This window comes from Actinomadura sp. NPDC048955, from assembly GCF_040649435.1.
GTDB lineage: Bacteria > Actinomycetota > Actinomycetes > Streptosporangiales > Streptosporangiaceae > Spirillospora > Spirillospora luteofluorescens.
In genome coordinates this window covers 45,051-70,525 of sequence record NZ_JBEZJI010000021.1, presented here as the reverse complement: position 1 = coordinate 70,525, position 25,475 = coordinate 45,051, and the positions used below count along the sequence as shown (strand labels likewise).

At 70.2% G+C, this 25,475-nt stretch carries 26 protein-coding genes and 1 pseudogene; 12 read left to right on the top strand and 15 right to left on the bottom strand.

Annotated elements, in window-relative coordinates; all coding sequences use genetic code 11:
* Window positions 1-64 precede the first annotated feature (64 nt).
* From AB0C84_RS21140 to AB0C84_RS21125, 4 genes are all read left to right on the top strand, one after another.
* Window positions 65-1,606: a hypothetical protein gene (locus tag AB0C84_RS21140; protein WP_361068786.1), complete on the top strand. Its 1,542-nt coding sequence runs from the start codon at window positions 65-67 to the stop codon at window positions 1,604-1,606.
* A 427-nt stretch (window positions 1,607-2,033) separates the two neighbouring features.
* The gene (locus AB0C84_RS21135) at window positions 2,034-3,875 is read left to right on the top strand and encodes a 2-oxoacid:acceptor oxidoreductase subunit alpha (protein WP_179845851.1); all 1,842 of its coding nucleotides are present in this window, start codon (window positions 2,034-2,036) and stop codon (window positions 3,873-3,875) included.
* 70 nt (window positions 3,876-3,945) lie between these two features.
* Entirely contained in the window at window positions 3,946-4,977 is a 1,032-nt protein-coding gene (locus AB0C84_RS21130) for a 2-oxoacid:ferredoxin oxidoreductase subunit beta (RefSeq protein WP_218906824.1), read from the top strand.
* Between the two features lie 438 nt (window positions 4,978-5,415).
* On the top strand, window positions 5,416-6,186 hold the full coding sequence (locus tag AB0C84_RS21125; RefSeq protein WP_361068782.1) for a hypothetical protein: 771 nt from the start codon (window positions 5,416-5,418) through the stop codon (window positions 6,184-6,186).
* Window positions 6,187-6,196: 10 nt separating this feature from the next.
* On the opposite strand, the gene AB0C84_RS21120 is transcribed toward AB0C84_RS21125, so the two are convergent.
* Window positions 6,197-7,024 carry a YceI family protein gene (locus AB0C84_RS21120; RefSeq protein WP_361068779.1) on the bottom strand — a complete coding sequence of 276 codons (828 nt, stop codon included), beginning with the start codon at window positions 7,022-7,024 and terminating at the stop codon, window positions 6,197-6,199.
* Window positions 7,025-7,095: 71 nt separating this feature from the next.
* Window positions 7,096-9,690 (bottom strand): MFS transporter, encoded by a 2,595-nt coding sequence (locus AB0C84_RS21115; protein WP_308206537.1) that lies wholly within the window; start codon window positions 9,688-9,690, stop codon window positions 7,096-7,098.
* 120 nt (window positions 9,691-9,810) lie between these two features.
* Here AB0C84_RS21115 and AB0C84_RS21110 point away from each other — a divergent pair, with 120 nt between their 5' ends.
* The 4 genes from AB0C84_RS21110 to AB0C84_RS21095 all read left to right on the top strand — a co-directional run bounded on the left by AB0C84_RS21110 (window position 9,811) and on the right by AB0C84_RS21095 (window position 15,142).
* Window positions 9,811-10,419: a TetR/AcrR family transcriptional regulator gene (locus AB0C84_RS21110; protein WP_258943653.1), complete on the top strand. Its 609-nt coding sequence runs from the start codon at window positions 9,811-9,813 to the stop codon at window positions 10,417-10,419.
* An 89-nt stretch (window positions 10,420-10,508) separates the two neighbouring features.
* Window positions 10,509-12,983, top strand: coding sequence for an alpha/beta fold hydrolase (locus AB0C84_RS21105; RefSeq protein ID WP_361068775.1), 2,475 nt, complete (start codon window positions 10,509-10,511; stop codon window positions 12,981-12,983).
* Window positions 12,980-13,810 carry an ABC transporter permease subunit gene (locus AB0C84_RS21100; protein WP_179845845.1) on the top strand — a complete coding sequence of 277 codons (831 nt, stop codon included), beginning with the start codon at window positions 12,980-12,982 and terminating at the stop codon, window positions 13,808-13,810. The genes AB0C84_RS21105 and AB0C84_RS21100 overlap by 4 nt, the downstream gene beginning before the upstream one ends.
* A 699-nt stretch (window positions 13,811-14,509) precedes the next feature.
* On the top strand, window positions 14,510-15,142 hold the full coding sequence (locus AB0C84_RS21095) for a hypothetical protein (protein ID WP_179845844.1): 633 nt from the start codon (window positions 14,510-14,512) through the stop codon (window positions 15,140-15,142).
* 3 nt (window positions 15,143-15,145) lie between these two features.
* Here the strand turns inward: AB0C84_RS21095 and AB0C84_RS21090 are convergent, their stop codons facing one another.
* Both AB0C84_RS21090 and AB0C84_RS21085 read right to left on the bottom strand, forming a co-directional pair.
* A complete protein-coding gene (locus AB0C84_RS21090) occupies window positions 15,146-15,328 on the bottom strand; it encodes a DUF397 domain-containing protein (protein WP_361068927.1) in 183 nt (60 codons plus the stop codon).
* A gap of 294 nt (window positions 15,329-15,622) precedes the next feature.
* Complete coding sequence (locus AB0C84_RS21085) at window positions 15,623-16,474, bottom strand: helix-turn-helix transcriptional regulator (RefSeq protein ID WP_179845842.1); 852 nt, start codon at window positions 16,472-16,474, stop codon at window positions 15,623-15,625.
* 372 nt (window positions 16,475-16,846) lie between these two features.
* Between AB0C84_RS21085 and AB0C84_RS21080 the strand changes: the two genes are divergently transcribed.
* A complete protein-coding gene (locus AB0C84_RS21080; protein ID WP_361068769.1) occupies window positions 16,847-17,164 on the top strand; it encodes a hypothetical protein in 318 nt (105 codons plus the stop codon).
* Between the two features lie 17 nt (window positions 17,165-17,181).
* Here AB0C84_RS21080 and AB0C84_RS21075 read toward each other — a convergent pair whose 3' ends face one another.
* Window positions 17,182-17,715: a DUF2716 domain-containing protein gene (locus AB0C84_RS21075; RefSeq protein WP_361068766.1), complete on the bottom strand. Its 534-nt coding sequence runs from the start codon at window positions 17,713-17,715 to the stop codon at window positions 17,182-17,184.
* Window positions 17,716-17,843: 128 nt separating this feature from the next.
* Here AB0C84_RS21075 and AB0C84_RS21070 point away from each other — a divergent pair, with 128 nt between their 5' ends.
* Window positions 17,844-18,482: a Type 1 glutamine amidotransferase-like domain-containing protein gene (locus AB0C84_RS21070; protein ID WP_361068924.1), complete on the top strand. Its 639-nt coding sequence runs from the start codon at window positions 17,844-17,846 to the stop codon at window positions 18,480-18,482.
* 25 nt (window positions 18,483-18,507) lie between these two features.
* Here the strand turns inward: AB0C84_RS21070 and AB0C84_RS21065 are convergent, their stop codons facing one another.
* From AB0C84_RS21065 to AB0C84_RS21020, 10 genes and pseudogenes are all read right to left on the bottom strand, one after another.
* Window positions 18,508-19,029 (bottom strand): flavoprotein, encoded by a 522-nt coding sequence (locus tag AB0C84_RS21065; RefSeq protein WP_361068763.1) that lies wholly within the window; start codon window positions 19,027-19,029, stop codon window positions 18,508-18,510.
* A gap of 167 nt (window positions 19,030-19,196) precedes the next feature.
* Window positions 19,197-19,394 carry a hypothetical protein gene (locus AB0C84_RS21060; RefSeq protein WP_179845838.1) on the bottom strand — a complete coding sequence of 66 codons (198 nt, stop codon included), beginning with the start codon at window positions 19,392-19,394 and terminating at the stop codon, window positions 19,197-19,199.
* Window positions 19,395-19,550: 156 nt separating this feature from the next.
* Window positions 19,551-19,967, bottom strand: coding sequence for a DUF2809 domain-containing protein (locus AB0C84_RS21055; protein ID WP_361068759.1), 417 nt, complete (start codon window positions 19,965-19,967; stop codon window positions 19,551-19,553).
* Window positions 19,968-20,005: 38 nt separating this feature from the next.
* On the bottom strand, window positions 20,006-21,157 hold the full coding sequence (locus AB0C84_RS21050) for a hypothetical protein (RefSeq protein WP_361068755.1): 1,152 nt from the start codon (window positions 21,155-21,157) through the stop codon (window positions 20,006-20,008).
* 452 nt (window positions 21,158-21,609) lie between these two features.
* Window positions 21,610-21,804 (bottom strand): hypothetical protein, encoded by a 195-nt coding sequence (locus tag AB0C84_RS21045; protein ID WP_361068752.1) that lies wholly within the window; start codon window positions 21,802-21,804, stop codon window positions 21,610-21,612.
* 305 nt (window positions 21,805-22,109) lie between these two features.
* Window positions 22,110-22,208: pseudogene (locus AB0C84_RS21040) on the bottom strand (peptide-methionine (S)-S-oxide reductase); the annotation flags it as partial.
* Window positions 22,209-22,251: 43 nt separating this feature from the next.
* Window positions 22,252-22,668 (bottom strand): PIN domain-containing protein, encoded by a 417-nt coding sequence (locus AB0C84_RS21035; protein ID WP_361068749.1) that lies wholly within the window; start codon window positions 22,666-22,668, stop codon window positions 22,252-22,254.
* Window positions 22,644-22,955: a hypothetical protein gene (locus AB0C84_RS21030; protein WP_361068746.1), complete on the bottom strand. Its 312-nt coding sequence runs from the start codon at window positions 22,953-22,955 to the stop codon at window positions 22,644-22,646. Before AB0C84_RS21030 ends, AB0C84_RS21035 begins: the two co-directional genes overlap by 25 nt.
* 167 nt (window positions 22,956-23,122) lie before the next feature.
* Window positions 23,123-23,374, bottom strand: a complete 252-nt coding sequence (locus tag AB0C84_RS21025; protein ID WP_361068743.1) for a helix-turn-helix transcriptional regulator — start codon at window positions 23,372-23,374, stop codon at window positions 23,123-23,125.
* Window positions 23,375-23,408: 34 nt separating this feature from the next.
* Window positions 23,409-23,771 (bottom strand): type II toxin-antitoxin system RelE/ParE family toxin, encoded by a 363-nt coding sequence (locus AB0C84_RS21020; RefSeq protein ID WP_361068740.1) that lies wholly within the window; start codon window positions 23,769-23,771, stop codon window positions 23,409-23,411.
* A gap of 287 nt (window positions 23,772-24,058) precedes the next feature.
* Here AB0C84_RS21020 and rarD point away from each other — a divergent pair, with 287 nt between their 5' ends.
* Window positions 24,059-24,949 (top strand): EamA family transporter RarD, encoded by an 891-nt coding sequence (gene rarD / locus AB0C84_RS21015; RefSeq protein WP_361068737.1) that lies wholly within the window; start codon window positions 24,059-24,061, stop codon window positions 24,947-24,949.
* Between the two features lie 36 nt (window positions 24,950-24,985).
* The gene (locus AB0C84_RS21010; RefSeq protein WP_361068734.1) at window positions 24,986-25,339 is read left to right on the top strand and encodes a hypothetical protein; all 354 of its coding nucleotides are present in this window, start codon (window positions 24,986-24,988) and stop codon (window positions 25,337-25,339) included.
* Window positions 25,340-25,475 lie beyond the last annotated feature (136 nt).

Here is a 25,475-nt window from a genome sequence, read left to right as displayed (position 1 = left end):
CCTTGCTTTGTGTCTGACGGTCGGGCCGGTACCTGGCCCCGGAAGTGAGCAGAGTGAGCCCCGAGTGAGCGCTGAACAGGACGAGCCGTCACCGACGGCCTCTTCCCGCCCCCCGTCCCCGGACGGCCGCCCGCAGCAGGGCGCCCCCGTCCCGCAGGGTCCCCACCCCGGGGACGTCCGCGTCGCCGGCGGCCAAGCCCCACCCGGGGCGGACTCTCCCGCCGGTCCTGACGCGGCTCATGCGACCGACCCGGGCGCGACCCCCACCGATCCGCGTGGCACGCCCTCCTTCGTCCCCCCGGGGCCCGACTCCGGCGCTCCGCCCGGCGCGGGCTTCCCGCCCGAGCCGGGAGCGGCGTTCTCGCCGAGTGGTCCGGTCCCGCCGGGCGCCCCGGGACGGCAGCGCGGGCCTCGGAGCCGGCGCGTGGTGGCCGTCGCCGGGGCGGCGGCCGTCGTGCTCGTGGTCGGCGCGGTCGCGGCCGTGGCGCTCACCGGGGGCGAGGAGCCCCCGAAGAAGGAGCCGAAGGCGGCCGCGGCGGCCCCGCCCCCGGCGTGGACGGTCGCGGCGGGCCAGGCCCTCACCTCCGGGACGGGCCTGCGCTACGACGGCAGCCTGACGATCAACGGCCGGCCCGTCCAGGCCCGGTTGCGCGTGACGCCGGCGGGCGCGGCGAGCGGCACGCTCACCGCGGGCATGCTGACGGCGGAGGTCGTCGCGATCAGCGGCGTCACCTACGTCAGGGCCGGGACGGCGTTCTGGCAGACCTACGCGAGCGGCGTCGCGCATCCGGAGTACTACGCGGGACGCTGGGCCAAGGCGCCGGCGTCGCTGCCCGGTTTCGACGTCCCGGACGTCCTCGGCCCCAAGGCGATCGCCAAGGCGCTGAGAAAGGCCCCGGCGAAGCCGCCCACGGAGAACGTGAACGGCGTCCGCGCCTTCAAGGTCAAGGCGTCCGGCGCGGAGTACGTGCTCACGGCGGAGGCCCCGTACCGGCTGCTGGCGGTGCGGCCGGACGGGCGGGCGGCGCAGCGCTTCACCGTCGCGCCCGTGGCGACCCCGGCGCCGCTGTTCGCCGAGTTGCGTCCGCGGGTGGCCCGGCTCGGCGGGGCGTTCGATCCCGGCCTGCGCTTCACTCCGGGGAAGCTGGCGTTCAGCAACTGCGAGCAGAACACCAGCGGCTGCACAGTGAACGTGCCCGCCACGCTCACCGAACCCGCGACGGTGCCGGACGGCGCGCGCGCGGCGCTGCGGGCGGCGATCTCGTCCAAGGGCGAGCCGCTCGGGACGTGCACGGGGTCGGGACCGGTCCCGGCCAACCGGTCGCTCGTCCTGCGCTGCACCGTGACCAGCAAACTGTGGCGGCACTGGATGCGCGCCGCGCTCGACAACCCCGGCTCCTACCCCTACGAGGCGAAGGCGCGCGTCGTCGGCGAGGCCGTCGACGTCGCCGACGTGCCGAAACTCCTCGCCCGCGTCGACCGCGAGCGCAAGGCGGTGATGAAGGCGGCTCAGGGCACGCCGGGCCCGACCGTGTCGGGCGAGCCGTCCGTCAAGCGCTCGGAGCGGCCGGAAATCGCCACATCCCAGACACCAGGGACACCGTGAACCCCACGTTCAGGGGCGGTGCGGTCGAACGGGATTCCGGCTGTCTACACTTCGGGTCGTGAACTCCACGCCTCTGGGGAGCGGATGCTCCTCGACGAGTCCCGCGCGGTTGCTGGTCCGGCGTCTGCATGTCGACCTGTGCCGCCAGCGCAGCTGCCTGTGTTCGGGATGAACCCGGGGACCCGTCCAGGTCGTATCGCCCGATAGGACCTGCGGAGCGTTCGCCGCCCGTCGCACGCCTCCATGACGCGCGGCCACCGGCACCGGACGAGGACAGCGCGCTCTCCTTGCGCGGTCATCCCTGTGTGCGGCCCGTCACCGCCAACCCATCCCGTCCCGGACATACCATGAAGGTAAGCCTTAGTAGCATCACGATCCTGGGTGCCTCCCCCAGGACGGATGCTGCGCGTCGAGGAGGTCTTCCTCTGTGACCAAACAGGTCCAGCAGCTCGACCGCGTCATCATCCGCTTCGCCGGAGACTCCGGCGACGGCATGCAGCTGACCGGCGACCGCTTCACCCAGGAGACCGCGGCGTTCGGCAACGACCTCTCCACGTTGCCGAACTTCCCGGCCGAAATCCGCGCCCCCGCCGGGACCCTCCCCGGCGTGTCCAGTTTCCAGTTGCACTTCGCCGACCACGACATCCTGACGCCGGGCGACGCGCCGAACGTCCTGGTCGCGATGAACCCCGCCGCCCTCAAGGCGAACCTCGGGGATCTTCCGCACGGCGCCGACCTCATCGTCAACACCGACGAGTTCAGCAAGCGCAACCTCGCCAAGGTCGGCTACGCGGCCAGCCCCGTCGAGGACGGCTCGCTGTCGGAGTTCCGGGTCCACGCCCTGCCGCTGACCTCCATGACGGTGAAGGCCCTCGAAGACTTCGACATCTCCAAGAAGGACGCCGAGCGCGCGAAGAACATGTTCGCGCTCGGCCTCCTGTCGTGGCTGTACCACCGTCCCACCGAGGGGACGCTGGCCTTCCTGGAGCGCAAGTTCGCCAGCAAGCCCGAGATCATGAAGGCCAACATCGCGGCCTTCCAGGCGGGCTGGTCCTACGGCGAGACCACCGAGGCGTTCTCGGTGCAGTACGAGATCAAGCCGGCCGAGCACGAGCCGGGGCTCTACCGCAACATCACCGGGAACCTCGCGCTGGCGTACGGGCTGGTCGCGGCGGGCGTGCAGAGCGGGCTGCCGATCTTCCTCGGCTCCTACCCGATCACGCCGGCGTCCGACATCCTGCACGAGATCTCCAAGCACAAGCGGTTCGGCGTCCGCACCTTCCAGGCCGAGGACGAGATCGCCGCGGTCGGCGCGGCGCTCGGCGCCTCGTTCGGCGGGTCGCTCGGCGTCACCACCACGTCGGGGCCCGGCATCGCGCTGAAGAGCGAGACGATCGGGCTCGGCGTCTCGACCGAACTCCCGCTGCTGGTCATCGACGTGCAGCGGGCCGGCCCGTCCACCGGGCTGCCGACCAAGACCGAGCAGGCCGACCTGCTGCAGGCCATGTTCGGCCGCAACGGCGAGGCGCCCGTCCCGGTGATCGCGCCGCAGTCCCCGTCGGACTGCTTCGACGCGACGATCGAGGCGGCGCGGATCGCGGTGAAGTACCGCACGCCGGTGATCCTGCTGTCGGACGGCTACCTCGCCAACGGCTCCGAGCCGTGGCGGCTGCCGGACGTGGCGACGCTGCCGAAGATCGAGCCGAACTTCGCCGAGCCGTCGCAGGAGGGGTTCCAGCCGTTCGAGCGCGACCCGGCCACCCTCGCCCGCCCGTGGGCGGTCCCCGGCACGGCCGGGCTGGAGCACCGGATCGGCGGCCTGGAGAAGGCCGACGTCACCGGCAACATCTCCTACGACCCCGCCAACCACGACCGCATGGTCCGGCTGCGCCAGGCCAAGGTCGACGGGATCGCGAACGACATCGAGCCGCTCGCCGTGGACGACCCGTCCGGCGCGGCCCGCGTCCTGGTGATGGGCTGGGGCGGGACGTACGGGGCCATCTCCGCGGCCGTCCGGCGGGTCCGGGCGTCCGGGCGCCCCATCGCGCAGGCCCACCTGCGGCACCTCAACCCGTTCCCGGCGAACCTGCCCGAGGTGCTGCGCTCCTACGACAAGGTGATCGTCCCTGAGATCAACCTCGGCCAGCTCGCGCTGCTGCTGCGCGGCCGGCTGCTCATCGACGTGATCGGCTACAACCAGGTCCGCGGCCTGCCGTTCAAGGCCGAGGAGCTCCAGGGCGTCATCCAGGATGTGATCGACAGTGAGTGACAACGGTGCCAACGGCGCCGCCAACGGCAACGGCAACGGTGCCGGCAATGGCGTCGCCGACGGCCGCGGCCTGCTCTCCCTCGTCCCCAAGGCGGACGGGAAGCAGACGATGAAGGACTTCAAGACCGACCAGGAGGTGCGCTGGTGCCCCGGGTGCGGTGACTACGCGATCCTCGCGGCCGTCCAGTCGTTCCTTCCCGAGCTCGGGCTGCGCCGCGAGAACATCACGTTCGTCTCCGGCATCGGCTGCTCGTCGCGGTTCCCGTACTACATGAACACCTACGGGTTCCACTCGATCCACGGCCGCGCGCCCGCGATCGCGACGGGCCTCGCCACGTCCCGCCCTGACCTGTCGGTGTGGGTGGTGACGGGGGACGGCGACTCGCTGTCCATCGGCGGCAACCACCTGATCCACGCGCTGCGCCGCAACGTCAACCTCAAGATCCTGCTGTTCAACAACCGGATCTACGGGCTGACGAAGGGCCAGTACTCGCCGACCTCGGAACTCGGCAAGATCACCAAGTCGACGCCGATGGGCTCGCTCGACGCCCCCTTCAACCCGCTGTCGCTCGCGATCGGCGCGGAGGGCACGTTCGTCGCCCGCACCATCGACTCCGACCGCAAGCACCTGCAGTCGGTGCTGCGGGCCGCCGCGCAGCACCGCGGCACCGCGCTCGTCGAGATCTACCAGAACTGCAACATCTTCAACGACGGCGCGTTCGACCCGCTGAAGGACGCGGCGGTGCGCGACGACGTCACCGTCCGGCTGGAGCACGGCGAGCCCATCGTGTTCGGGGCGGACCGTGCCAAGGCGCTGCGCCGCGCCCCGTCCGGGTCGTTCGAGGTCGTGAACGTCGCCGACGTGGACCCGGCCGAGATCGCCGTGCACGACGCCCACAACCCGGACCCGTCGCAGGCGTTCGCGCTGTCGCGGCTGGACCAGCCGGCGTTCGAGCACACCCCGATCGGCATCTTCCGCGACGTCGACCGCCCATCCTACGACGAGCTGATGCGGGCCCAGCTCGACGACGCCGTCCAGGCGCAGGGCGAGGGCGACCTCGCGGCCCTGCTCGGCAGCGGCGACACCTGGCGCATCGACTGACGGCGGCCTTTCCGGCGTCTCCGCAGGCCCGGCCCCGCGTCACCGGGGGCCGGGCCTGCGCGCGCTTGGAAGCCCCGCGAACGGGGCACGGTTCTCACGTGCCGGGAGTCCGGCGATCCGCGGTGGTCTTCCGGGCGGGACGTCGTGCGCGGCGGCGTCCCCGCCTGACAGACTGAGGAGATCATGGACCGGGAGGTGGCGATGCGGGTCGTACCGCGCCGTAACAAAGGCCGTCAGCGGGACGAGGAGCCCGCACCCGCCCCGGCGCCTCCCGCCCCGTCCGCCGAACCGGCGACCCCCGGCCCGGCCCTGAAAGGGCCGCCTCCGCCCGCCCCGCTCATCCCCGAAGACGCCACCGCGACGACAGCGCCTCAACTAGCGCCCCCGCCCCCGGCCTCCGTCCCGCCAGGCGAGACCGCGCCCGGACGGACCCGCCCCATGAAGGCCGGGCCTGAGCCGGGGCGCGACCCCGCGGAGGCGCTGGGCCAGGAGAGCCTGCGCGACGGCGGCCGGCGCCCCGAGGCCACGACGGCGGTCCTGCCCGCGGCCACGCGGCCGCTCGGCACGGAGGCCGAGAGGCGCCGGGCGCGAGCGGCCCAGCGGCAGCGGGAGGCCGCGGAGATGAAGCGGAGCCGGGCGGCGCGGCGGCAGGGCCGCGCGTACCGGGAGGCCGCGCCCGCGAGGGCCGCCGACCAGCACCGGTCGGCGCTGCTGGTCATGGTGCTCACGCTGGGCCTGCTGATCGCGGCCGTCGCGGTGACCGGCGGGATGATCGCGTCCTCGATGCGGACGCGGCCCGTCGCGCTGGCCGCGCCGCTGCACATCTACCCCGTCGCGCAGGTGCTGCCGGGCCAGTGCCCCGCCGGGACGCAGGGCATCACCGGGCAGGCCGCCACCGGGGCGACCTGCTACCGGCTCACCCAGGGGATCGCGATCCACAAGGTCGCCGACCTGCGCGTCCAGAAGTCGCGGGTGAAGCCGGGCGGCTACGACGTGGCGGTGACGCTGCGCCCCGCCGACCGCCGCGCGTTCGCCCAACTGACCCGCGCGACGGTCGGCCGCGACCTCGCCTTCGTCGTCCGCGACCGCCTGGTCACCCTGCCCCGCGTCGACATGGCCATCACCGACGGAAAAGTCATCGTCACCGGCTCCCCCGACCGCCCCTCAGCAAACGCCCTGGTCCGCCAGTTGAAGGGCCGTGCGGGCTAGAGCCGGGTCGTCAGGTCGCTGGGAGTTCTTCCCCCTGGACGGCTTGGATCTCCAGTTCGACCTTCAGGCTTTCGCCGACCAGGGAGATGCCCGCTTCCAGGATCTGGTTGAAGCGGATGCCGAAGTCGGTTCGGGGGAGCTCGGCGGTCGCGCGGAACGCGGCGCGGAGGCCGCCCCAGGGGTCGGAGCCCATGCCGAGATAGATCATGTCGAGGTCGACCGGCTGGGTGATGCCGTTGAGGGTGAGACGGCCGTGCACCGTCCAGCGGTCGGGGCCCGCGCCGGTCAGCCCGTCGCCCTCGTAGGTGAGGACGGGGTGGACGTCGGCGTTCAGGAAGTCGGCCGAGCGCAGGTGGTCGTCGCGCGTCTTGTTGCCGGTCTCGATGGACGCCGCCTCGATGCGCGCCGTGACGCGGGACTCCTCGACCGGCTCGGCGATCTCGATGCGTCCCTCGAAGGCGGCGAACCGGCCGCGGACGCTCGACAGGCCGAGGTGCTGCGCGACGGCGCCGATGTTGGAGTGCGCCGGGTCGATCGTCCAGACGCCGGGGGGCGGGAGCTCGGTGCCGCCCGCCCGGCCGAGGATCATCTTCCCGATGTCGGCGGTGCCCGCGCTGGACACGATCATCGTCGAGGCGGCCGGCTGGAACCCCATGGCCGTCACGATCACCGTGTAGGTGCCGGGGGGCAGCGGACCGGCGGCGAGCACGCCGTCCTCCCCGGTCTGCTCCCGCGCGACCTGGTCGCCCGCCAGGTTCGTGACCGTGACGATGGCGTGCCGCACCGCCCAGCCGTCCTTCGTCCGCACCGTCCCGCGCAGACCTCGGTTCGCATCCATCAACGACCCGCACTCCAGGTTCCGTGTCTCGTGGCCGCCGTCGTGCGGGCGGCCCGGCTCGCTCGCGTCCGTCACTCGTCCGGGTAGCCGAGCTTGAGGTCGTGGTCGTCCAGCCCGCCGCCGGAAAGCGACAGACCCGTTGCGACCGGAGGATATCCGGACGCGATCACCGTGTACTGGCCGCCGGTGAGGTCGGTGAAGGCGTACTCGCCGTCCGGGCCGGTGATGACCATCGCGACGACGTTGCCGGCGGCGTCGACGAGCGTGACGCGCGCGTCCCCGACCGCTTCGCCCGACTCGTTGCGGACCGTTCCGCGGATCCGGGCGCCGGGCGGCATCTCGACGTCCAGCCGCGTCTGGCCGTTCCCGGTCACCTCCACCGGCATCGCGACCGGGCGGTGGGCGGCGGCGCTGACGGCGAGCGTGTAGCCGCCGGCCACGATGTCCTTGAACGTGTAGCGGCCGTCGGCGTCGGTGCGGCCCGTGCCGACGACGTCGCCGCGCACGTCGGTGACGACGACCATCGCGTTCACGATGGGGGTGCCGTCGGCGCTGCGGACCGTCCCGACGAGGCCGCCGCTGCCGGCCAGCAGCAGGTCGAACTCGACCGGCCGGTCCCCGACGACGAGCGTCGCGGCCTGCGGCTCGTGCCCGCCGGTCGCGGCGATCAGCACGTAGCTGCCGGGGCCGGGCGTCGGCAGCGCGTACCGCCCGTCCTCGCCGGTGATGGCGCGGGCGAGCTGGTGGCCGTCCACGCCGATGAGGGTGAGGGCGGCGGACGGGACGGGCTCCCCGTCGCGCGTCCGGACGACGCCGCGCACCTGGACGCCGCCGCCGTGGGCGTTCTGCTCGATCTGCTGGGCGAGGAGCTTCGCCTGGGCGGCCAGCTCCGCGGCGGCCGGGGTCTCCGCCGTGTGGGCGGGAGGGGCCGGCGGCGCGGCGACGGTGGCGTAGCGGCCGTCGTCCAGGTGGCCGTTGCCGCGCGCGTGCCTGCCCGCGCCGACCGCACCGACGGCGCCCGTCCGCACCCCCGCGGACGGCGGGCGCACGACGCCGCTCTCCGCGGGGACGTCGGTCGCGGGCGCGGGTGGCGGCGCGCCCTTGCCGCGGTGCGCCGAGCCGCGCAGCGGGAGCTCCTTCAGCGCCAGCATCGCGAGGAAGCCCACCAGGGCGACGGGGATGCCGACGAGGAAGACGGTCTGCAGCGAGTCGGTGAAGGCGTCCTGGATGATGCCCCTGACCTGCGGGTCGAGCTTGCTGATCTCCTCCGGGGAGCCGAGGTTGGTCGCGCCGCCGCCGGCCGGCACGGGGATGCCCGCCGAGCGGAAGCCGCTGATGATCTCGTCCGCGACCCGGTTGGTGAGGATCGCGCCGAACGCGGCCACGCCCATCGCGCCGCCGAGGTTGCGGAAGAAGGAGACGCCGGACGTCGTGGAGGCGAGGTCGGCGGGAGCGGCGGCGTTCTGCGCGGCGAGGATGAGGATCTGCAGGCTGAGGCCCATCCCGACGCCGAGGACGGCGAGGTCCGCACCGACGATGATCTTGGGCGAGTCGGTGTGCAGCAGCGACAGCAGGTACAGCCCGCCGGCGACGCACAGCAGCCCGACCACCGGGAAGATCTTGTAGCGGCCCGTCCGGGTGACGAACTGGCCCGAGCCGGTGGAGGTGACGAGCATCCCGACGACCAGCGGCAGCGTCATCAGGCCGGACGCCGTCGGGCTCATCCCCTTGACGATCTGCAGGTACTGCGGCATGTAGATCATCACGCCGAACATCGCCATGCCGACGCAGACGGAGACGAACGAGGTCAGCAGGAACGTGGGGTTGCGGAACAGCCGGGGCGGCAGGATCGGGTCGCGCGCGATGCGCTCGGCGACGATCGCCAGGACGAGTAGCACCGCGGCGGCGCCGAGCAGGATGTAGGTCCACTGGGAGTTCCACTCGAACTCCGTCCCGCCCATGGACAGCACCAGCATCAGCACGGCGGCGCTGCCGGTGATGGTGAACGCGCCGAAGACGTCGATGCGGGTGTCGCGGCGCACCTTCGGCAGCTTGAGCACCTTCTGGATGACGAGGAACGCGACGACCGCGAGCGGCACGCACACGTAGAAGCACCAGCGCCAGCCGAGGCTGTCGGCGTCCACGATGAACCCGCCGAGCAGCGGCCCGGCGACGGTCGAGACGCCGAACACCGCGCCCATGAACCCGGCGTAGCGGCCGCGCTGCCGGGGCTCGACGACGTCACCGAGGATGACCTGGGCCAGCGCCGACAGGCCGCCGACGCCGAGGCCCTGGAACGCGCGGGCCGCGATGAGCTGGCCGATGTTCTGCGACAGTCCCGCGCCCACCGAGGCCGCCACGAAGATGATCAGGGCGGTCTGGAACATGAGCTTGCGGCCGGCGATGTCCGACAGCTTGCCCCACAGCGGCGTGGACGCCGTCATGGTCAGCAGCGACGCGCTCGCGACCCAGGAGAGCTTGTCCTGGCCGCCGAGGTCACCGACGATCGTCGGCAGCGCGGTGGCGACCACCGACGTCGAGATCATCGACGTCAGCATCGCCATCATCAGGCCGGCGAGGATCTCGAGGATCTGTCGGTGCGTGTAGTGCGGTCTCGCTTGCTCTGGCGCCGCCGGGCCGTGCGACGCCACGCTCGCCTGAGCCACATTGCCCCCACAACTCAGATGAATTACCTGTGTTTTGCATATATCTTATGTAGACGCTTGTTTACTTGCAACTCGGTACATAATAGACACGGACTGTAACGTTGACCGGGGGCTGGCGGAATGCGGTTCGAGGAACAGACCGAGGCCGCGGCGGCGCGGCGGCGCAAGCGCGACCGGGAGGCGACCCGGCGCCGCATCCTGGACGCCGCCCGCGACCTGTTCGGCGAGCACGGCTACGACGGCGTCACCGTCCGCATGATCGCCGGGCGCGCCGAGGCGAACACGGCACTGGTCCACCGCTACTTCGGCTCCAAGGCGGCGCTGTTCGGCGAGGTGCTGGCCGGGGAGTCGGTGATCCGCGGCGTCATCGCGGGCGCCCCCGAGGGGCTGCCGCGCCGGCTCGCCGAGCACTTCGTCCGGCAGGTCGACCAGCGCTCGGTCACCGCCATGTCCCGGATGCTCGACCGGTCGGCCGGCCACCCCGAGGTCAAGGAGATCCTGCTCCGCTACCTGGAGGACGTGATCGTCGAGCCGATGGTGGCGCAGCTGGACGGGCCCGACGCGCGGGCCCGGGCGCTGCTCGCGTCCACGATCATCATGGGCGGCGGTCCGGTACGGCGCCTGGTCGGCCTCGGCGACCTGCGCGCCGCCGACCCCGCCGACCTCACCGACCGCCTCACCGCGATGTTCAGCGCCGCCCTCGCCACGCCCGTCCACCGCGGGACGTAGCGCCCCGGGGCCGCGTACCCCGGCGGGAGCAGGCGGGATCGGCTTCGAGGCGGAGCGGGCGGGCACGAGGCGCGCATAGGGTTCTGGTCATGGGGCGGGCGGGCGCTTTCAGGGCGCGGTGGGACAGGACGGGACGGCCCGCACGCTGGGCGTCGGCGGCGGTCGCCGTGGTGCTCGCGGGCGGGGCCGCGGCCTGGGGCGCGGCGGCCGGCGGAGAGGCCCGCGTCCGGACGTCCGAACAGCGCATCACCGTTGTCGACGGGCCCAAGAACGACCAGCGCGTCACGCTCGACACGACGTTCTACAAGCCGGTCGGACGGTCGAAGGGCCCGGCGGTCCTGCTCGGGCACGGCTTCGGCGGCGACAAGCGGGACGTCGCGGGCGAGGCCCGCGACCTCGCCCGCGACGGCTACGCGGTGCTCGCCTGGTCGGCGCGCGGATTCGGGCGCTCGACCGGCGAGATCGCCCTCAACTCGCCCGACTACGAGGTGAAGGACACCCGGCAGCTGATCAACTGGCTGGCGCGGCGGCCGGAGGTCCGGCTCGACGGGCCCGGCGACCCGCGCGTCGGGATGGCGGGACAGTCCTACGGCGGCGCGATCGCCCTGATGACCGCCGCCTACGACCGGCGGGTGGACGCCATCGCCCCGCAGATCACCTGGAACAGCCTGCCCGGCGCGCTCTTCCCCGATGCCGCCTCTGGCGCGAAGCCCACGGACGGCGTCTTCAAGAAGCTGTGGGCGGGGCTGTTCTTCACGGGCAGCGCGACCCGGTCGGCGTGCGGGCGTTTCCTGCCCTCCGTGTGCGAGATGTACCAGGAGGTGGCGGAGAAGGGCCGTCCCACCGAGTCGGCGATCGCGATGCTGCACCGGTCGAGCCCCGCATCCGTCGCCGGCCGGATCAAGGTGCCGACGCTGCTCGTCCAGGGGCAGTCCGACTCGCTGTTCCCGCTCGACCAGGCCGACGCCAACGCCAACGCGATCGCGCGAAACGGCGCCCCGGTGTCGGTGGTGTGGTTCCAGGGCGGGCACGACGGCGGCGACCCTGAGACCGCGCGGGTCGAGGGGCTCGTGCGCGACTTCTTCGACGCCCGGCTCAAGCGGTCGTCGGCGCCTTCCTCGGACGGCTTCACCGTGACGCGGGCGGGCGGCCTCGACTCCTCGACCCAGGCGGTCGTCGTGGACGAGGCGTCGACGCGGCGGTATCCGGGGCTTTCCGGGGACACGTCGGCGCTGCCGCTGACCGGGAGCGAGCAGACGATCTTCAATCCGGCGGGCGGATCGCCCACGTCGATCTCCGCGCTGCCGGGTCTCGGGGCGCTCGGTTCCCTGGGCGGGTCGCTGGGCGGCTCCCTGGGCGGGCAACTGCCTTCGGACATGCCAGGACAGACCGCCACTTTCGACACGCGTCCGCTGGACCGTCCGCTGTGGCTGACGGGCGCCGCGACCGTCCGGCTCAAGGTCAGCGGGGACGGGCCGCTGTTCGCGAAGCTCTACGACGTCTCGCCGGGAGGGCCGGCCGCACCGGCGCGGCGGCTGGCGGCGCCCTTCCGGGTGTCCGGCGGCGAGGTCGAGGTGACGCTCCCGGCGATGGACTACCGCTTCGACCGCGGGCACCGGCTCCGGCTGGTCATCGCCACCACCGACATGGGATTCGCGACACCCGCCGAGCCGTCGTCGTACAAGGTGCAGGTGGTGTCGCCGCTGACCGTCCCGTCCGTCCCGGCGTTGAAGGCCGCACCGGCGCCTCTGCCCGCCTGGGTGTGGGCTCTGCCTGCCGGCGCCGTCGCATTGGCGCTCGCCATCCTTCTCCCTGGGCGCCTTAGGCACGGCGCCGAAACGGACAGCGACGTGCCCCTGGAGATAACGGGGCTAACGAAGGCGTACAAGAACGGGCACCTCGCCGTCTCTGACCTGTCGTTCCGGGTGGAGAAGGGTCAGGTGCTGGGGCTCCTGGGTCCGAACGGTGCAGGGAAGACGACGACGCTGCGCATGCTGATGGGCCTGATTCATCCGGACTCCGGCTCGATCCGCATCTTCGGGCATCGCGTGTACCCGGGCGCCCCTGTACTGTCCCGCCTGGGCTCCTTTGTAGAGGGGCCGGGGTTCCTGCCCCACCTGTCCGGTCGCGACAACCTGGACCTCTACTGGCGCGCTACAGGACGTCCCCTGGACGAGGCCCACCTGGACGAGGCCCTCCAGATAGCCAACCTGGGGTCGGCCCTGGACCGCGCCGTCCGCACCTACTCGCAGGGGATGCGGCAGCGTCTCGCCATAGCGCAGGCCATGCTCGGGCTGCCCGACCTCCTCGTCCTGGACGAACCCACCAATGGCCTCGACCCGCCCCAGATCCGCGAGATGCGTGAGGTGCTCGTCCGGTACGCGGCCGCCGGGCGGACGGTCATCGTCTCCAGCCACCTGCTCGCCGAGGTCGAGCAGACCTGCACGCACGCCGTCGTCATGGCGGGCGGCCGCCGCGTCGCCGCCGGCCCGGTCGCCGAGATCACCGGGTCCGGCCGCCGCCTGGAGGACGCGTTCCTGGAGATCATCGGGGAGGGCTCATGACCGCCTACCACGTCCGGCGCACCCTTCCGCTGCGGGTCGAGGCCGTCCGGCAGTTCCGGCGCCGCCGCACGCTGGTCGCCTTCGCGTTCCTGCTCGTGCTGCCCTGGGTGCTCGTCGCCGCGTTCAAGATCGGCGGCGATCCGGGGCCGGACGGCGTCCCCAGCCTGGTCGACGTCGCCACGTCGTCCGCGCTGAACTTCGCCCTCTTCGCCCTGTTCGTCTCGACGGGGTTCCTGCTGGTCGTCGCTGTCGCGCTGTTCTGCGGCGACACGGTGGCGAGCGAGGCGGGCTGGTCGTCCCTGCGCTACCTGCTCGCCGCGCCCGTGCCGCGCGCCCGTCTGCTGCGCCAGAAGCTGATCGTCGCCCTCTCCTACGCGGTCGTCGCCGTCGTCAGCCTGCCGCTGATGTCGCTCGTCGCGGGAACGGCCGGGTTCGGCTGGGGCGACGTCGAGCTCCCGACCGGCGGCACCGTCCCGGTGAGCACCGCACTCGGCCGCATGGCGATCATCATCGGCTACTCCCTCGTCGCACAGCTCGTCGTCGCCGCCCTGGCCTTCCTGCTCTCGGTGACGACCGACTCCCCCCTCGGCGCGGTCGGCGGCGCGGTGGGCCTGGTCATCGTCAGCAACATCCTGGACGCCGTCACCGCGCTCGGCTCCTGGCGCGACTTCCTCCCGACGCACTGGATGTACTCCTGGATGGACGCCCTGCAGCCCGAGATCCAGTGGGCCGGCATGGCCAAGGGCGCCGCGATCTCCGTCTCCTACGCCGCCGTCCTGTTCGCCCTGGCCTTCCGCCGCTTCCGCACACGCGACATCGTCTCCTGACCCCCGGGCACGTTCCGCGGTCCTCCGGACGCGGAACGTCGATCAGGACTCCCCGAAAACCGGTCGAACGGGCAGTGTCGGTGACATAAGCTCAGCGAACCTCGTCCGGCCCGGCCGCGTCATACGAGGTAACGGCTCGATCCTCGGGTTTTAAAGGCAGCCCGGCGGGGGGAGATGATCACCATGGCACGGCAGCAGCTCATCAAGCGCCCCAGGCCCCCACGTCAACCGAGCCCGCCCGACCTGCGGACCCCTTCGGGCCGCCTCCTGCCGTACTGACCCTCACCGGGAGAGCCTCGCAGGAGCCTCTCCCGCTCGACGACGGTCCGTTCGAGGCCGCCACGCCCTCGCCGTGGCGGCCCTGTCCGGCGCGAGCGGTTTGAGCGCCGCCGCCACGTCCCACCGACCCCACGCGCGCATCGCGTACGCCTCATGCACGGCCGTCACGCGCGCGTTGGTCGCCATAGAGCGGCCGGCAGACTGCCACCTGGCAGACCGAGAGGTTACTTTACGCCAGTAGCCAGATCACCATGCTGCATGGCATCCGCATCAACGCAGGTCAGCGGTCGAGTGCCCGGAGAGGCGACCCGGGCAGGAAGCTACCGGCAAAGTGCCATGTTGCTAACCGACCTATGTTTCTCTGCACAGAGCATCACGCATCGGGCAGAATCGAACCGACGGCGGTTTCGAGGACGGCAGATGATGCTTCGACGACCCTGGTCCACCGGCGGAACGCGGCTCGTGTACCGCCTGCTCCTCGCCGTGGACCTGGAGAAGTACAGTCACCTGGACGCGCAGCGGCAACTCGCCGCCCAGAAGGACCTCCGCAGGCTGCTCAACGGCTGCGCGAGACGGACCGGCCTGCGCACCAACGACTGGTACCGCCAGCCCGGCGGGGACGGGGAACTCGTCGTCATGCCCGCCGACGTCGACATCCCCCACGTCGTGGGCGCCTTCACGTCCGACCTCGAATGCGCGCTCGCCGAGCTCAACAGGGAGCGGGCCACCCGCCTGCGCATGCGGCTCGCCCTCCACCACGGCACCGTGATCGACGGGCCGCTCGGCCCGGCCGGCGACGCCCCCGTCGTGGTCGCCCGGTTACTGGACTCCGCGCCGCTGCGCGACCACCTCACCGAGCACCAGGACCGCGACCTCGCCCTGGTGGTGTCCGACACCCTGTACAAGGACGTCGTGGGCAGCGGCTTCTGCGCCCTGAAGCCCACGGACTTCTCCCGGCTGGAAGTAGTGATCAAAGAGAAGCCGTACAGCGGCTACATCCACCACGACCGGCTGCCGCCACGAGAGCTCCCACTCCCGGCGCCCGCCGCATGACCATCAGTCCGCCCCGTCTCCGTACCGTCTGCGTATGGAGCGCCGCAGGAGCAGCCACTCCACGCTCGAAATCGTCAGGACGGCGCTCAGGCGATCCGTGGAATCCCGCATCAGAACGGATTCCCCGTCACAAGCGATCTCGACGCAGTTGCCTCCACCGCTGCGACTGCTCTTTCTCCAGACCACCCGCGATCGTTTCGTCCTGTCCACACTGGCCCCTTCCAACCGCCGGCCTTCACGGCGCGGCTGTCAGAATTTCGGGGCACAACCTTGGAGGCGTCCTCGCAGGCCAATCAGGATGCGAACGGCGACCTTCTGTTCGGGCGAACGTCCTCACGCTCGGCCATGCCCTTCGGCGCACGATCCCAGGCACACCACAGTCCTGTGTCGTGCTCTGTCAATGTGAGAGTGTAAGTGTTCACCGAAGATCAAGCCATAGGCGGATCACTTGCCCCGCGCCGCTGTCGGCGTCGAGGGGCCTCAGAGCGATTCCGCGACCGTGTTGAGCAGCACGGCCGAGCCTTCCGGACCAAGCGAAATACGGCGCAGCACCTCGAACTTCTCGCGATAGCGGACGATGTCCTCGCGATAGTCGCGACCGATCAGTTCACCCTGCGCGCCTTCCAGATACAGCACGTCGTCGTCTTCGGCTTCAACGAACTCAAGGAGCTTGAACGGCCCGCTCAGCCCAGGATGGGCCCCCCGGTCGAGCGGAACGATCTCGATGGTCACGTTGGGCCGCTTCGCCATCTCCAGCAGGTGCGACAACTGGGCGCGCATCACCGCGGCGCCTCCGACCAGCCGACGGATCGCCGCCTCGTCGATGACGAAGTAGAACCTGGGGGGAGCGTCCCCCTCGAAGATCTCCTGCCTGCGCAGGCGCACCTCGACCAGTTCGCTGATCTGCTCGGGAGCGTCCTCGCCGCGCAGGTTCGAGAGGATCTCCTTGGCATAGGCGCTGATCTGCAGCAGGCCCGGAACGAGCAGGGGATCGAACTCGCGGCAGGCGCCGGCGGCCGACTCGAAGCCGATGAGCTCCGCCATCTGCGGGCTGAGGACCCTGCGATAAGCGCTCCACCAGGCCGTTTCACGGGCCGCGCGCGCCAGCCCCAGAAACTCGTCGTACCGCTCCGACGGCACCCCATACTGCTGCAACATGACACGGACGTCGCTCACCGCGACCCTGACCATCCCGCCTTCAATGCGGATGATTTTCGAAAGCGACCATTCCAGGGCCTTCGCCGCCTGCTCCTGCGTCAGCTCGGCGGCCTCACGGGCCCTGCGGAGCTCTACCCGAAGGCGTCGCTGGTGAACAGTCGGACTGTCCGGCATGCCCTACACCTTCCACTCCTCTGCCAGAAGGCAGAGTGCAACCTTTCAAAGCGCCTAGGTCGCAAAGACTAGTGCACCGCCAACCGCATGTGGTCGGTTCACCCCGAGGATTTGCCCAACCTCGACGACTCAGCGTCCCCAAAAGAACACAAACCGCCACACGCGACCCGTCCAATACCCACACAACCAAGGAGCCGCAATCCGGACTCCAGTGACTCACCAGCATCCCTAACCCGCTGTCGTGACCCGTCGCGTACCGAGAACCTCGCTGTAGGGTGCGAAAGCACCCACCGCAGGGTCACAGTCCAGGCGACGCTCTGTCGTCTTCAGAGAAAGAAGCCGATACCCCTGTCCGAGGCGGGCTGGGACGGCATGGCCGAGGAGACGGGCAACGCCGAAGACGCCTGGGCGGACTCCTACAAGACCCCCGAACTGGAGGGGACGTCCCGCCGCCTGATCGCCTGGGCCGCGACCTCCAGCGCCGACATCATCTGCTGGGACGCCACCGCGGAGGACCCCGAGGCCTGGCCGACCCTGGTGTTCAACCGCGGCGGAATGCGCTTCAGCCGCTACGAGTGCGGAATGGCGAAGTTCGTCCCCCACCTACTCCAAGGCGCCTTCCCCGAGTGCCCCCTGAGCGACCACACCCTCTGGGCTCAGGCCGCAGCCACCTTCAAGCAACTGCGCTGACCCCCGGCGCCGGCGCATCAGAGCCCATTGCGACGGAGGACGCTGTTCAGGACGCCCGTGTTCCGCGCCTCGACAGCCTCCAAGAGTCGTTCGCCGTAGACGCAGAGGCTGGCCTCCCACGGATGTCCGAACGTCCCGAACGAGAGATCCTGCGACAGGAAGATGTAGTAGTCGTCGTCAGGAAAGACGGGGACGACCCAGGACTCGCAGTCCTCCGGCTTGCTCAGGCGGTGCGGCCAGAAGCGGTAGCAAGGGTGCCGCCAGTCCATGACGTAGAGCCACTCGTCCCGATCGACGCAAGCCTTGAAGGCTTCATGGAACAGGACGTTGACGTCGCCAGGATCTACGGCGAAGTGCCAGAGCCACTCTGAGAAAGTAGGGCGCTCCCGGGCAAGGTCCCACGTCACCGACGGGGAAGGCTCCAGGATGCCCGTCCCCTGATCGGGCCGGCCAGAGGGACGAAACGACGTCAACTCCTCGAAGGCACGCCAGGCCCGGTCCTGATCCGTATCGGAGAGCCGGACCCATGCCGGCAAGTCTTCCGCCATCATCCCTCCAGAGGGCCGGCTGGACATTCTCACCGAACCTCGGCGCCCAGGCATCTTCCCCACAAGAGGAGACGCGCAGAACGTTGGAGTCTCTCGCCTGGGCAGGGGCGTCCTAGGGTTCTCGGGTGCGCATGTATCTGTCCTCCTGGCGGACCGGACAGCATCCGGAACGGATGCTGCGACTGCTGGGAAGTCCCACCGGGGCCCGAACGGCAGTGATCGCAAACGCCGTCGACGCCCTGCCCGTCACCGAGCGCCGAGCCGCGGTCGAGCAGGAGATCCACGCTCTCACCACCCTCGGCCTCCGACCGGTCGAAGTCGATTTGCGGACGTACTTCGACCAGGACCCAAGCCGCGTCGCGACCGCGCTCCGAGGGTTCTCTCTGCTCTGGGTCCGCGGAGGCAACGTGTTCGTTCTCCGTCACGCTCTGGCGAAGAGTGGCGCCGACCGCGCCATAACCGAGCTCCTGCGACAGGACGCCGTCGTCTATGCGGGTTACAGCGCCGGCGCCTGCGTCCTGGCCCCAGACCTACACGGGCTGGAGCGATGCGACAATCCCCAGGCTGTGCACAGCGCATATGGCGCGCATGCCCGCTTCGACGGCCTGGCCGTCCTCGACTACGTCGTGGTGCCGCACATCGACTCCCCCGGACATCCCGAGACCGAGATCCTGGGAACGGTCGCCGACCACTACCGCTCCCAGGGCATCGCCCACCGCACGCTGCGCGATGGCGAGGCCATCGTGATCGACGCCCCCGCTGACCACTGACCGACGCCCTGCGGACACGGGCAGCTCAGCCAGCGAGGATGCCGTTCAACTCTGTGAGGATGTCCTGCCAACTCGGCATGCGCGCATGCGGAGGGGCGGCCGGGTCGAAAAGGATGCGGGCGCCCATCGAGCGGAGGGCGTCCAGGTTCCGCCCGAAGGCCACGTGGGTGGCCAGTTCCGCCTTGACCTGCGGGACCGCGAGAATCGGCACGCCCATGCCGAGGTGTTCGCACAGCATGCCGACGGCGACCGTGTCCGTGATGCCCAGCGCCCACTTGTTGATCGTGTTGAACGTGGCCGGCGCCACCACGATCGCGTCCGCGGGAGGCAACCCGTTCGACGTCTCGTGCGGCTGCCGGAAGCCGGTCCGCACCGGCCCGCCGGTCGAGGCCGCGAGCCGGTCCATGTCCAGGAACTCGGCCCCCATGGGGGTCGCGATCACTCGGACATGCCAGCCCGCGCTCTGGGCCAGCCGCACGAAGGCCTCCAGATCGGACGCCGCACCAGCCCCGCACACGACCACGTAGAGCACCTTCGCCGAGGTCATCGACCTGCCTCCCCTACGTGTGTTCTCCGCGGACCAGCAATGAGCATGGCATCCGGCCTGGATCACGCGCGAATGCGCGTCCGACGCGACGGCTTGAAGGGTTCGTTCAAGAGTGAAGCGACCCCTCAAGGTGAGGAGCCGCTTCGGCTGGGGCCGGGCTTCCGCTGTCACCGATGCCCGGCATTGAAGATGATCACACCGCAGACGACCATGTCGAGGGCGCCGAGGGTGACGTTCATCGAGTTGAGGCCGTTGACGCCGTTGACGATCAGGCTGGAGAGGCCGCCCGCGAAGCACAACAGCCCGAGGCAGAAAGCCGCGATACCTGCCCTGCGGGCGCGCTGCTGGTCAGTGACGGGGCTCATAAGGGTGTCTCCTTTGCACGCGCTCTAAAACGCTCTTTCTCTTGCGACCGTCCGAGCGCGCGCTTCTGTGACAACGCAGCAGCAAGGGCTGTCTAGCGACCGAGCGCCAGGCGGCACGGAATTTCCGCAACCACCTCACCGAAACGAAAGGCTCGGCTAAGGCTCGACGGGCGTCGGCTCTGCTTGAGAATGTGCGCGGGCCCGAAAAAACCAGTGCGCGGCGACCAAAGGGACAACGCCGACGGGATACCAGGCGACATCAACGGGGTCGAACCGGGCTCCCAGCAGCTGGCGCACGATCCAGCTGCGTTGGGAAAGAGCCTCCGGTACAGGCGTGAGCTGTGCGAACTCGATGAACCAGCAATACGCGATAGCAGCAGCGCCGGCAGCCGGCGGAGAGATCGGCGGCCTTATGAAGATCACTATCGTGTAGACGATGGCGGCGGACAGTGCGGCGCCTGAGTACTGCTCGACGGGCCCGTCCAGCGCGGCCCGGATCGCGTAGGCCGCGCCCGCGAAACCGACCGCCGTGACCACCATCAGCGGCCGGACCCACCGCGCTGCGAGCGACATCGCGCGATCATACTGAAGGACCTGGGGCGGCCGCGCGGTCAGCGTCTGCGCTCGATGAAGGGCAGGCCGGCGAGGGAACTGGGCAGGCCGACCGACCAGACCGAGCGCGTCCCCGGCACTCGCGCCAGGTCACGCACCCAGACGGCGGTGCCCGGACGCCCCTCGCCGCTCTCGGCGGTCCAGCGTCCGCCGCTGTAGTGCAGGTAGCTCTTGTCGTCGTCGACCGTGCTCACCGAGACCCAGGCGCCTTGGTCGCCGTCGTCGGCGAGCGTCGGGAAGTGGTAGGCGAACGGGGACGCGGGGACCGTCGTCGACGTCCAGCTTTCCCCGTCCCAGTGCATGAGCTCGGGGGACGCATATCTGGTGCTGGCACGGTAGGCCCAGACGCTCGTGCCCGAAACCGGCGCGATCTTCGCGATGTAGGTCTGCTCTTTGGACGGGTACCGGATCGTGCTCCATTCGCTGCCGTTCCAATGCAGCATGGCCTCAGTCGGACCGACCCCCGGGATACCGCAGGTGCAGGCGATCCAGATGTCCTTCGCCGACCGGACGGCGACAGTAGAGGCGCTGACCATCGGCACCGGAGTCTTCTGGCGCACCCATCGTCCGTTCTGGAAGCGCAAGGCGACGGCCTTCTTCGCCTGTGAGTCGTACCCGAGTGACCAGGCCGGTCCGCCGCGCGCCGCCGAAACGATCTGCAGATACGTGGGCAGAGGAGAAGGCATGGTGGGCTGGACTCCGGCCGGGTAACCGACTCTGCGCCAAGCGACGCCGTTCCAATGCAGCGCCGGTGAGCCGCTCTCGTTCAGGTAGATGCCCCAGGCATTCCGCGGCCCGGCGGCAGCGAGGTCGACGACCTGGCCCGTGCCCGGCGGCAGCGCTTGCCGCCGCCACTGCCGACCATTCCAGGCCAGCATGACGGGCTTTCCACTCGACGTCGCGTCCTCGACCCCGCCTGCCCACGCGGCCCACGGCCCTGCCGCGGCGATCTCAGTCACCACCCCGAGCCCCTCGAAAGGCGGCGTGGGCACCTTCTCCCACTCCGGGGACGCCGCGACAGCAGCGGAGGGCGTGAGCACCACCCCAGCGAGGCCGGCGGCCCAAGCGGTGACGCGAAGAACCCGATGTCCTGCCATGAAGACTCCCGAGACGATCCGGCGGCACCCCGCAACGATCTTGCCGCCATCCACTGGCAGGCACCCGAAAACCTATCCCCGAGATCGCCCCGCCAAACAAACACCCCCGTTCATATGACCACTACAGGCCACCCCCGCCAGCGTCAACGGCCCAGCGAAGGCCGTCTCCAGCCATAACTCCCACATTTCGGCACTTTGCAAGGACGCCAGTCTCAACCGCCCATCGCCAGTGGACTGGCTCCGAGTCTGACCGATGCCCAGCCCTACTCGTCGGGGCCGCGCCTGCGGGGCAGGAGAAACCGGTGCCACCTAAGCCGCAGTAGCCGTTGGGCACAGAACAAGCCCGCAACCGTATCCAGGAGGCGAGAACCATCCGCCGGACGCTCGCCAAGCGTGACGAGGAGCGCAGGGCAAGCTAGCCCGCGCCACCCGACGTCGAGGAGTTCATGGCCGGGTCAAGGCGGTCCATGGGCCGCACGTACTGAGGCGGCTGATCGGGATTCGGATCAGTCGTCTTCGTCGTCTTGGTCCTGGCCTTGTGCCTCGTTGCGGTCGGCCGCTGATTGCGCCCGGCGGTCGAAGTCTTCTTGACGGGAGTCGCTGTCTGGGTTACGGGCCGCCGCAGACTGAATACGGGCCGCATCATCCTTGTCCATCGGAGATTTCGCCATGTAAGAGGTGATACCCGCGACCCAGGTCATGGAGTTGCCCAGTCTGGCCACGGACCTGCCAAGGAATGGTGCCGCTGGCCGGTTCTTTTCGCGGGGGCTCCGCACGGGTCTCGCGGCGGGCCATTGCGGTTAGGCAGGTGCTACCCTTTCTCGGCGGCAAGCTGCGCGTCAGCGACGAATCTCTAGACGTCCGCTGGGTCCCTGCCGAGCTGGACGACTTGCCTATATGCATCACGCAACTGAGGGTGCGCCACTACCGCGAGCGTCGCGATACCCCGCACCTCGGCTAGAGCGGCGAGCCACCCCTAGCCCTGCGCGTTTATACAGGTCCGCCATCACTCGGACGGGGCGACGCCTACCGGGCAGGAGAGGCCGGTGCCGCCAATTCCGCAGTAGCCGCCGGGGTTCTAATTGTCCGAGAGGTACTGCTGGTGGCAGTCGTCAGTGCACATGGCCCGCGGCGGGGGGCTGGGCGGGTCATACGGCTACTACCTTGATGGTCTTTCCGCAGAGGGTCGTCATGTCGTCCTCGTCGGAGGTCAGCAGCACGACGGGCCTGGGGGCCTGGAGCGCGGTCGAGGCGACGACCGCGTCGATCGCGTATTTGTGCCCGTCGAGGCGGTGAGCGCGAAGGAGGTCGACGGCCGCCATGCTGATCTCTTCGGTGACCGGTTCGATGCGGAGCCTGGACAGGTACCAACGGAGCCGGTCCGGCTTGGTCCGGCCGTCCTGGGCTTCGATCGGAGTGAGCGCACTGATCACCACGCGGAAGTCGTTGTCCTGGGCTTCGCGGACCAGCGCGGTGACGCGCTGATCGGCCCCGCACCACTTGACCAGACCCTCGCAGTCGAGGACGAGCGTCCCCGCGCTCAGCCTTCTTCGTGTCCGGCCCACTCGGCTCCCTCCTGCAACTCGGGTGCCGCCTTGACCGCACGGAAGAGATCCGCGGCCTCGTCGCGAAGCGCCTGGGGTATCGGACCCGGGGCGTTCTCATTGGCCTGCAGCGCCTCTTCGAGCAGGTCCCGCTCTATCTGACGCTCGACGGCGGCGTCGACGTAGGCCGAGAAACCGCGGGTTCCCACTCGTTCGCGGACAGCACGGATGTTTCCGGCTCTCAGCGAGACGCTCGCCTTCACCGCCGGGCCTTCACCCAGCCCAAACTCCTTCTCCTCTGCAGCCATGCCCACAGTTTACTACCCCAAGTAGCAAACCCCCGGTGGTTGCCGCTACTCGGCGGGGGGCGGCGCCTGTCGGACGCGAGAGGCCCGGGCCGCCGGTCCCGCAGTAGCCGTTGGGGACCTTGTGAAGGGACTGCTGGGTGCTACCCGTCCCGCACATGGTCGCCGCCTTACGCGGCCGGACTCCGGAGTTTGACGACGAGTTCGACGCCGAGAGCTCGGGCCAGGCGTTCGAGGACCGCCAGTGTCGGGACGGTGCCGCCGGCTTCGAACCGGGCCACGGCCGACTGCGTCATGCCCGCCCCCCTGGCCAGTTCGCTCTGACTCCAGCCGCGCTCCTCACGGAGAGCCCGAACACTACGCCCCAGTTCATAGGCCAAGCGAGCCACGTCGTACGCCTCGGCGGCACCAGGTTCGGACATGCGACGCCCGCGTAGCGCACTCCAGTCTGCCCGATCACCCATCGGCCTCACCTTCCTCAGCATCCGCCGAGTGCGCCTCGGCCACGCACAGCCGCAGCGCCTTACGAGCGCGCTCCACCTCTCGATCTTCTCGCATGCGCGTCTTGTGGAACACCGTGAGCAGAACGATTCGTCTGCCAGAAGCGATCCAGTAGGTCACACGTACGGCCTGAGCATCGAGGTGAAAACGCAACTCCCTCAACTTGCCATCGAGCTGCCGCGTGTACGGCTCCCCAAGCAGCACCCCCTCATCGGCGAGCAAGTCGATGTAGAACGCCGCCGTAGCGAACTGCGCGGTCGGTAGACGTTCCAACCACTCCCGCACTTCCGGCTCAAGCTCCACAGTACCCCAGGCCATAGCATCAATGCTATGGCCTGGGGTCGGACGGATCTGGTCTTTGCAGAGAAGTTGGAGCGACCAGTGCTACTCGGCGGGGGCGGCGCCTGTCGGCGGGAGGGGGCCGTGCCAGCGATTTCGCAGTCGCCGTTGGGGACCTTGGGGAGGTGCTGGTTGTGGCAGTCCTCGGCGGAGTAGAAGTCGGTCGCCTTGGGCTTCGGGGAGCGGGACGGGTGTTCGGGGTGGGTGGGCGCGGGCGTCAGGAGTGTTGTTCCTTTTGGTTAATTACCTGCTGGTATGTTGCGTTTGTGAAGCGGGGTGTGGTGTGCGGGGTCGCGGCGTATGTGATGTGGGGGCTGTTCCCGCTGTACTGGCCGCTGCTGAAGCCGGCGGGGGCGGGCGAGATCCTCGCGCATCGGATCATGTGGTCGCTGGTCGCGGTGGTCGCGGTGCTGGCCGTGCGGCGGAGCCGGGGGTGGCTGCGGACGCTGGGGTGGCGGCGGGGCGTGCTGCTGGCGCTGGCGGCGCTGGTGATCAGCGTCAACTGGGGGACGTACATCTACGCCGTCAACAGCGGGCACACGATCGAGTCCGCGCTGGGGTACTTCATCAACCCGCTGATCAGCGTGGTGTTCGGTGTGGTGATCTTCCGGGAGCGGCTGCGGCCGTGGCAGTGGGCGGCGGTCGGGATGGGGGCGGCCGCGGTGGTCGCGCTGACCGTCGACTACGGGCGGCCTCCCTGGATCGCGCTGGTGCTGGCGGGCGCGTTCGCGGTGTACGGCCTGCTGAAGAAGTTCGCCGACATGCCCTCGGCGGAGAGCCTGGCGGTCGAGACGGCCGTGACGTTCCTGCCGGCGCTGGGCTTCGTGCTGCTGCTGGAGGGACGGGGCGAGGCGGCCTTCGGGCACCACGGTGCGTGGCACGCAGTGCTGCTGGCCGGGGCCGGGATCGTGACCGCCGTGCCGTTGATGCTGTTCAACTCGGCGGCCGTGCGGCTGCCGATGAGCGTCATCGGCATGCTCCAGTACCTGGCGCCGGTGCTGCAGTTCGTCATCGGGCTGTTCGTGCAGCACGAGGAGATGCCGCCGAGCCGGTGGGCGGGGTTCCTGCTGGTCTGGCTCGCGCTTGTGACGCTCACGTGGGACGGGTTGACGGCCGGACGCAGGGAAGCGGTGCCCGAAACCGTACTTAGGGGCTAAAGTGCCGGACGTCACACCCGAGCGAGGGAGTCGTCGTTGCGTCTGCTCAGCGTCACCGTGTTGGGAACAGCGCTCGTTGCGGCGGGCATGCTGGCTCCGGCGACAGGGCAGGCGAGCGGGGACGGACCGGTCTCGGTGGAGCCCCGGGCCGCGCGGCCCGGTGAGCGGGTCCGGCTCTCGGTGCCGGGATGCGCGGGCAGTGTGGCCGCTGGTTCCGAGGCGTTCACCGGACGGGCCGTGGGCGGCGCGGCCGTCGTGAGGCGGGACGCCGCGCCCGGCACCTACCCCGTGGCGGTGCGCTGCGGATCACGGAAAGTGACCGGCGAGGTGCGCGTGGCGGGACGCGGGGCGTGGCCCGCACTGGTCCCGATCGACCGCGCCGCAAAGTAATTCGGTATAAACCGGAAGAGAGCTCCATTTAGCGAGCGTCACTCTCCGTGTTCTCTCTCGCCTTGCGAATGTCCTTTTCGCGGGCCCCTTCGGCATGCCTGTAAGGGCGAACCGCACAACGAGACAACACAACCGG

Excerpts from the sequence above, each read along its gene's own strand:
- AB0C84_RS21125 (WP_361068782.1), top strand. The coding sequence starts at position 5,416 with ATGAAGGCCGGGCCTGAGCCGGGGCGCGACCCCGCGGAGGCGCTGGGC.
- AB0C84_RS21120 (WP_361068779.1), bottom strand. The coding sequence starts at position 7,024 with ATGGATGCGAACCGAGGTCTGCGCGGGACGGTGCGGACGAAGGACGGC.
- AB0C84_RS21110 (WP_258943653.1), top strand. The coding sequence starts at position 9,811 with ATGCGGTTCGAGGAACAGACCGAGGCCGCGGCGGCGCGGCGGCGCAAG.
- AB0C84_RS21105 (WP_361068775.1), top strand. The coding sequence starts at position 10,509 with ATGGGGCGGGCGGGCGCTTTCAGGGCGCGGTGGGACAGGACGGGACGG.
- AB0C84_RS21100 (WP_179845845.1), top strand. The coding sequence starts at position 12,980 with ATGACCGCCTACCACGTCCGGCGCACCCTTCCGCTGCGGGTCGAGGCC.
- AB0C84_RS21095 (WP_179845844.1), top strand. The coding sequence starts at position 14,510 with ATGATGCTTCGACGACCCTGGTCCACCGGCGGAACGCGGCTCGTGTAC.
- AB0C84_RS21085 (WP_179845842.1), bottom strand. The coding sequence starts at position 16,474 with ATGCCGGACAGTCCGACTGTTCACCAGCGACGCCTTCGGGTAGAGCTC.
- AB0C84_RS21080 (WP_361068769.1), top strand. The coding sequence starts at position 16,847 with ATGGCCGAGGAGACGGGCAACGCCGAAGACGCCTGGGCGGACTCCTAC.
- AB0C84_RS21075 (WP_361068766.1), bottom strand. The coding sequence starts at position 17,715 with ATGATGGCGGAAGACTTGCCGGCATGGGTCCGGCTCTCCGATACGGAT.
- AB0C84_RS21070 (WP_361068924.1), top strand. The coding sequence starts at position 17,844 with ATGTATCTGTCCTCCTGGCGGACCGGACAGCATCCGGAACGGATGCTG.
- AB0C84_RS21065 (WP_361068763.1), bottom strand. The coding sequence starts at position 19,029 with ATGACCTCGGCGAAGGTGCTCTACGTGGTCGTGTGCGGGGCTGGTGCG.
- AB0C84_RS21060 (WP_179845838.1), bottom strand. The coding sequence starts at position 19,394 with ATGAGCCCCGTCACTGACCAGCAGCGCGCCCGCAGGGCAGGTATCGCG.
- AB0C84_RS21055 (WP_361068759.1), bottom strand. The coding sequence starts at position 19,967 with ATGTCGCTCGCAGCGCGGTGGGTCCGGCCGCTGATGGTGGTCACGGCG.
- AB0C84_RS21045 (WP_361068752.1), bottom strand. The coding sequence starts at position 21,804 with ATGACCTGGGTCGCGGGTATCACCTCTTACATGGCGAAATCTCCGATG.
- AB0C84_RS21030 (WP_361068746.1), bottom strand. The coding sequence starts at position 22,955 with ATGGCTGCAGAGGAGAAGGAGTTTGGGCTGGGTGAAGGCCCGGCGGTG.
- AB0C84_RS21025 (WP_361068743.1), bottom strand. The coding sequence starts at position 23,374 with ATGTCCGAACCTGGTGCCGCCGAGGCGTACGACGTGGCTCGCTTGGCC.
- AB0C84_RS21020 (WP_361068740.1), bottom strand. The coding sequence starts at position 23,771 with ATGGCCTGGGGTACTGTGGAGCTTGAGCCGGAAGTGCGGGAGTGGTTG.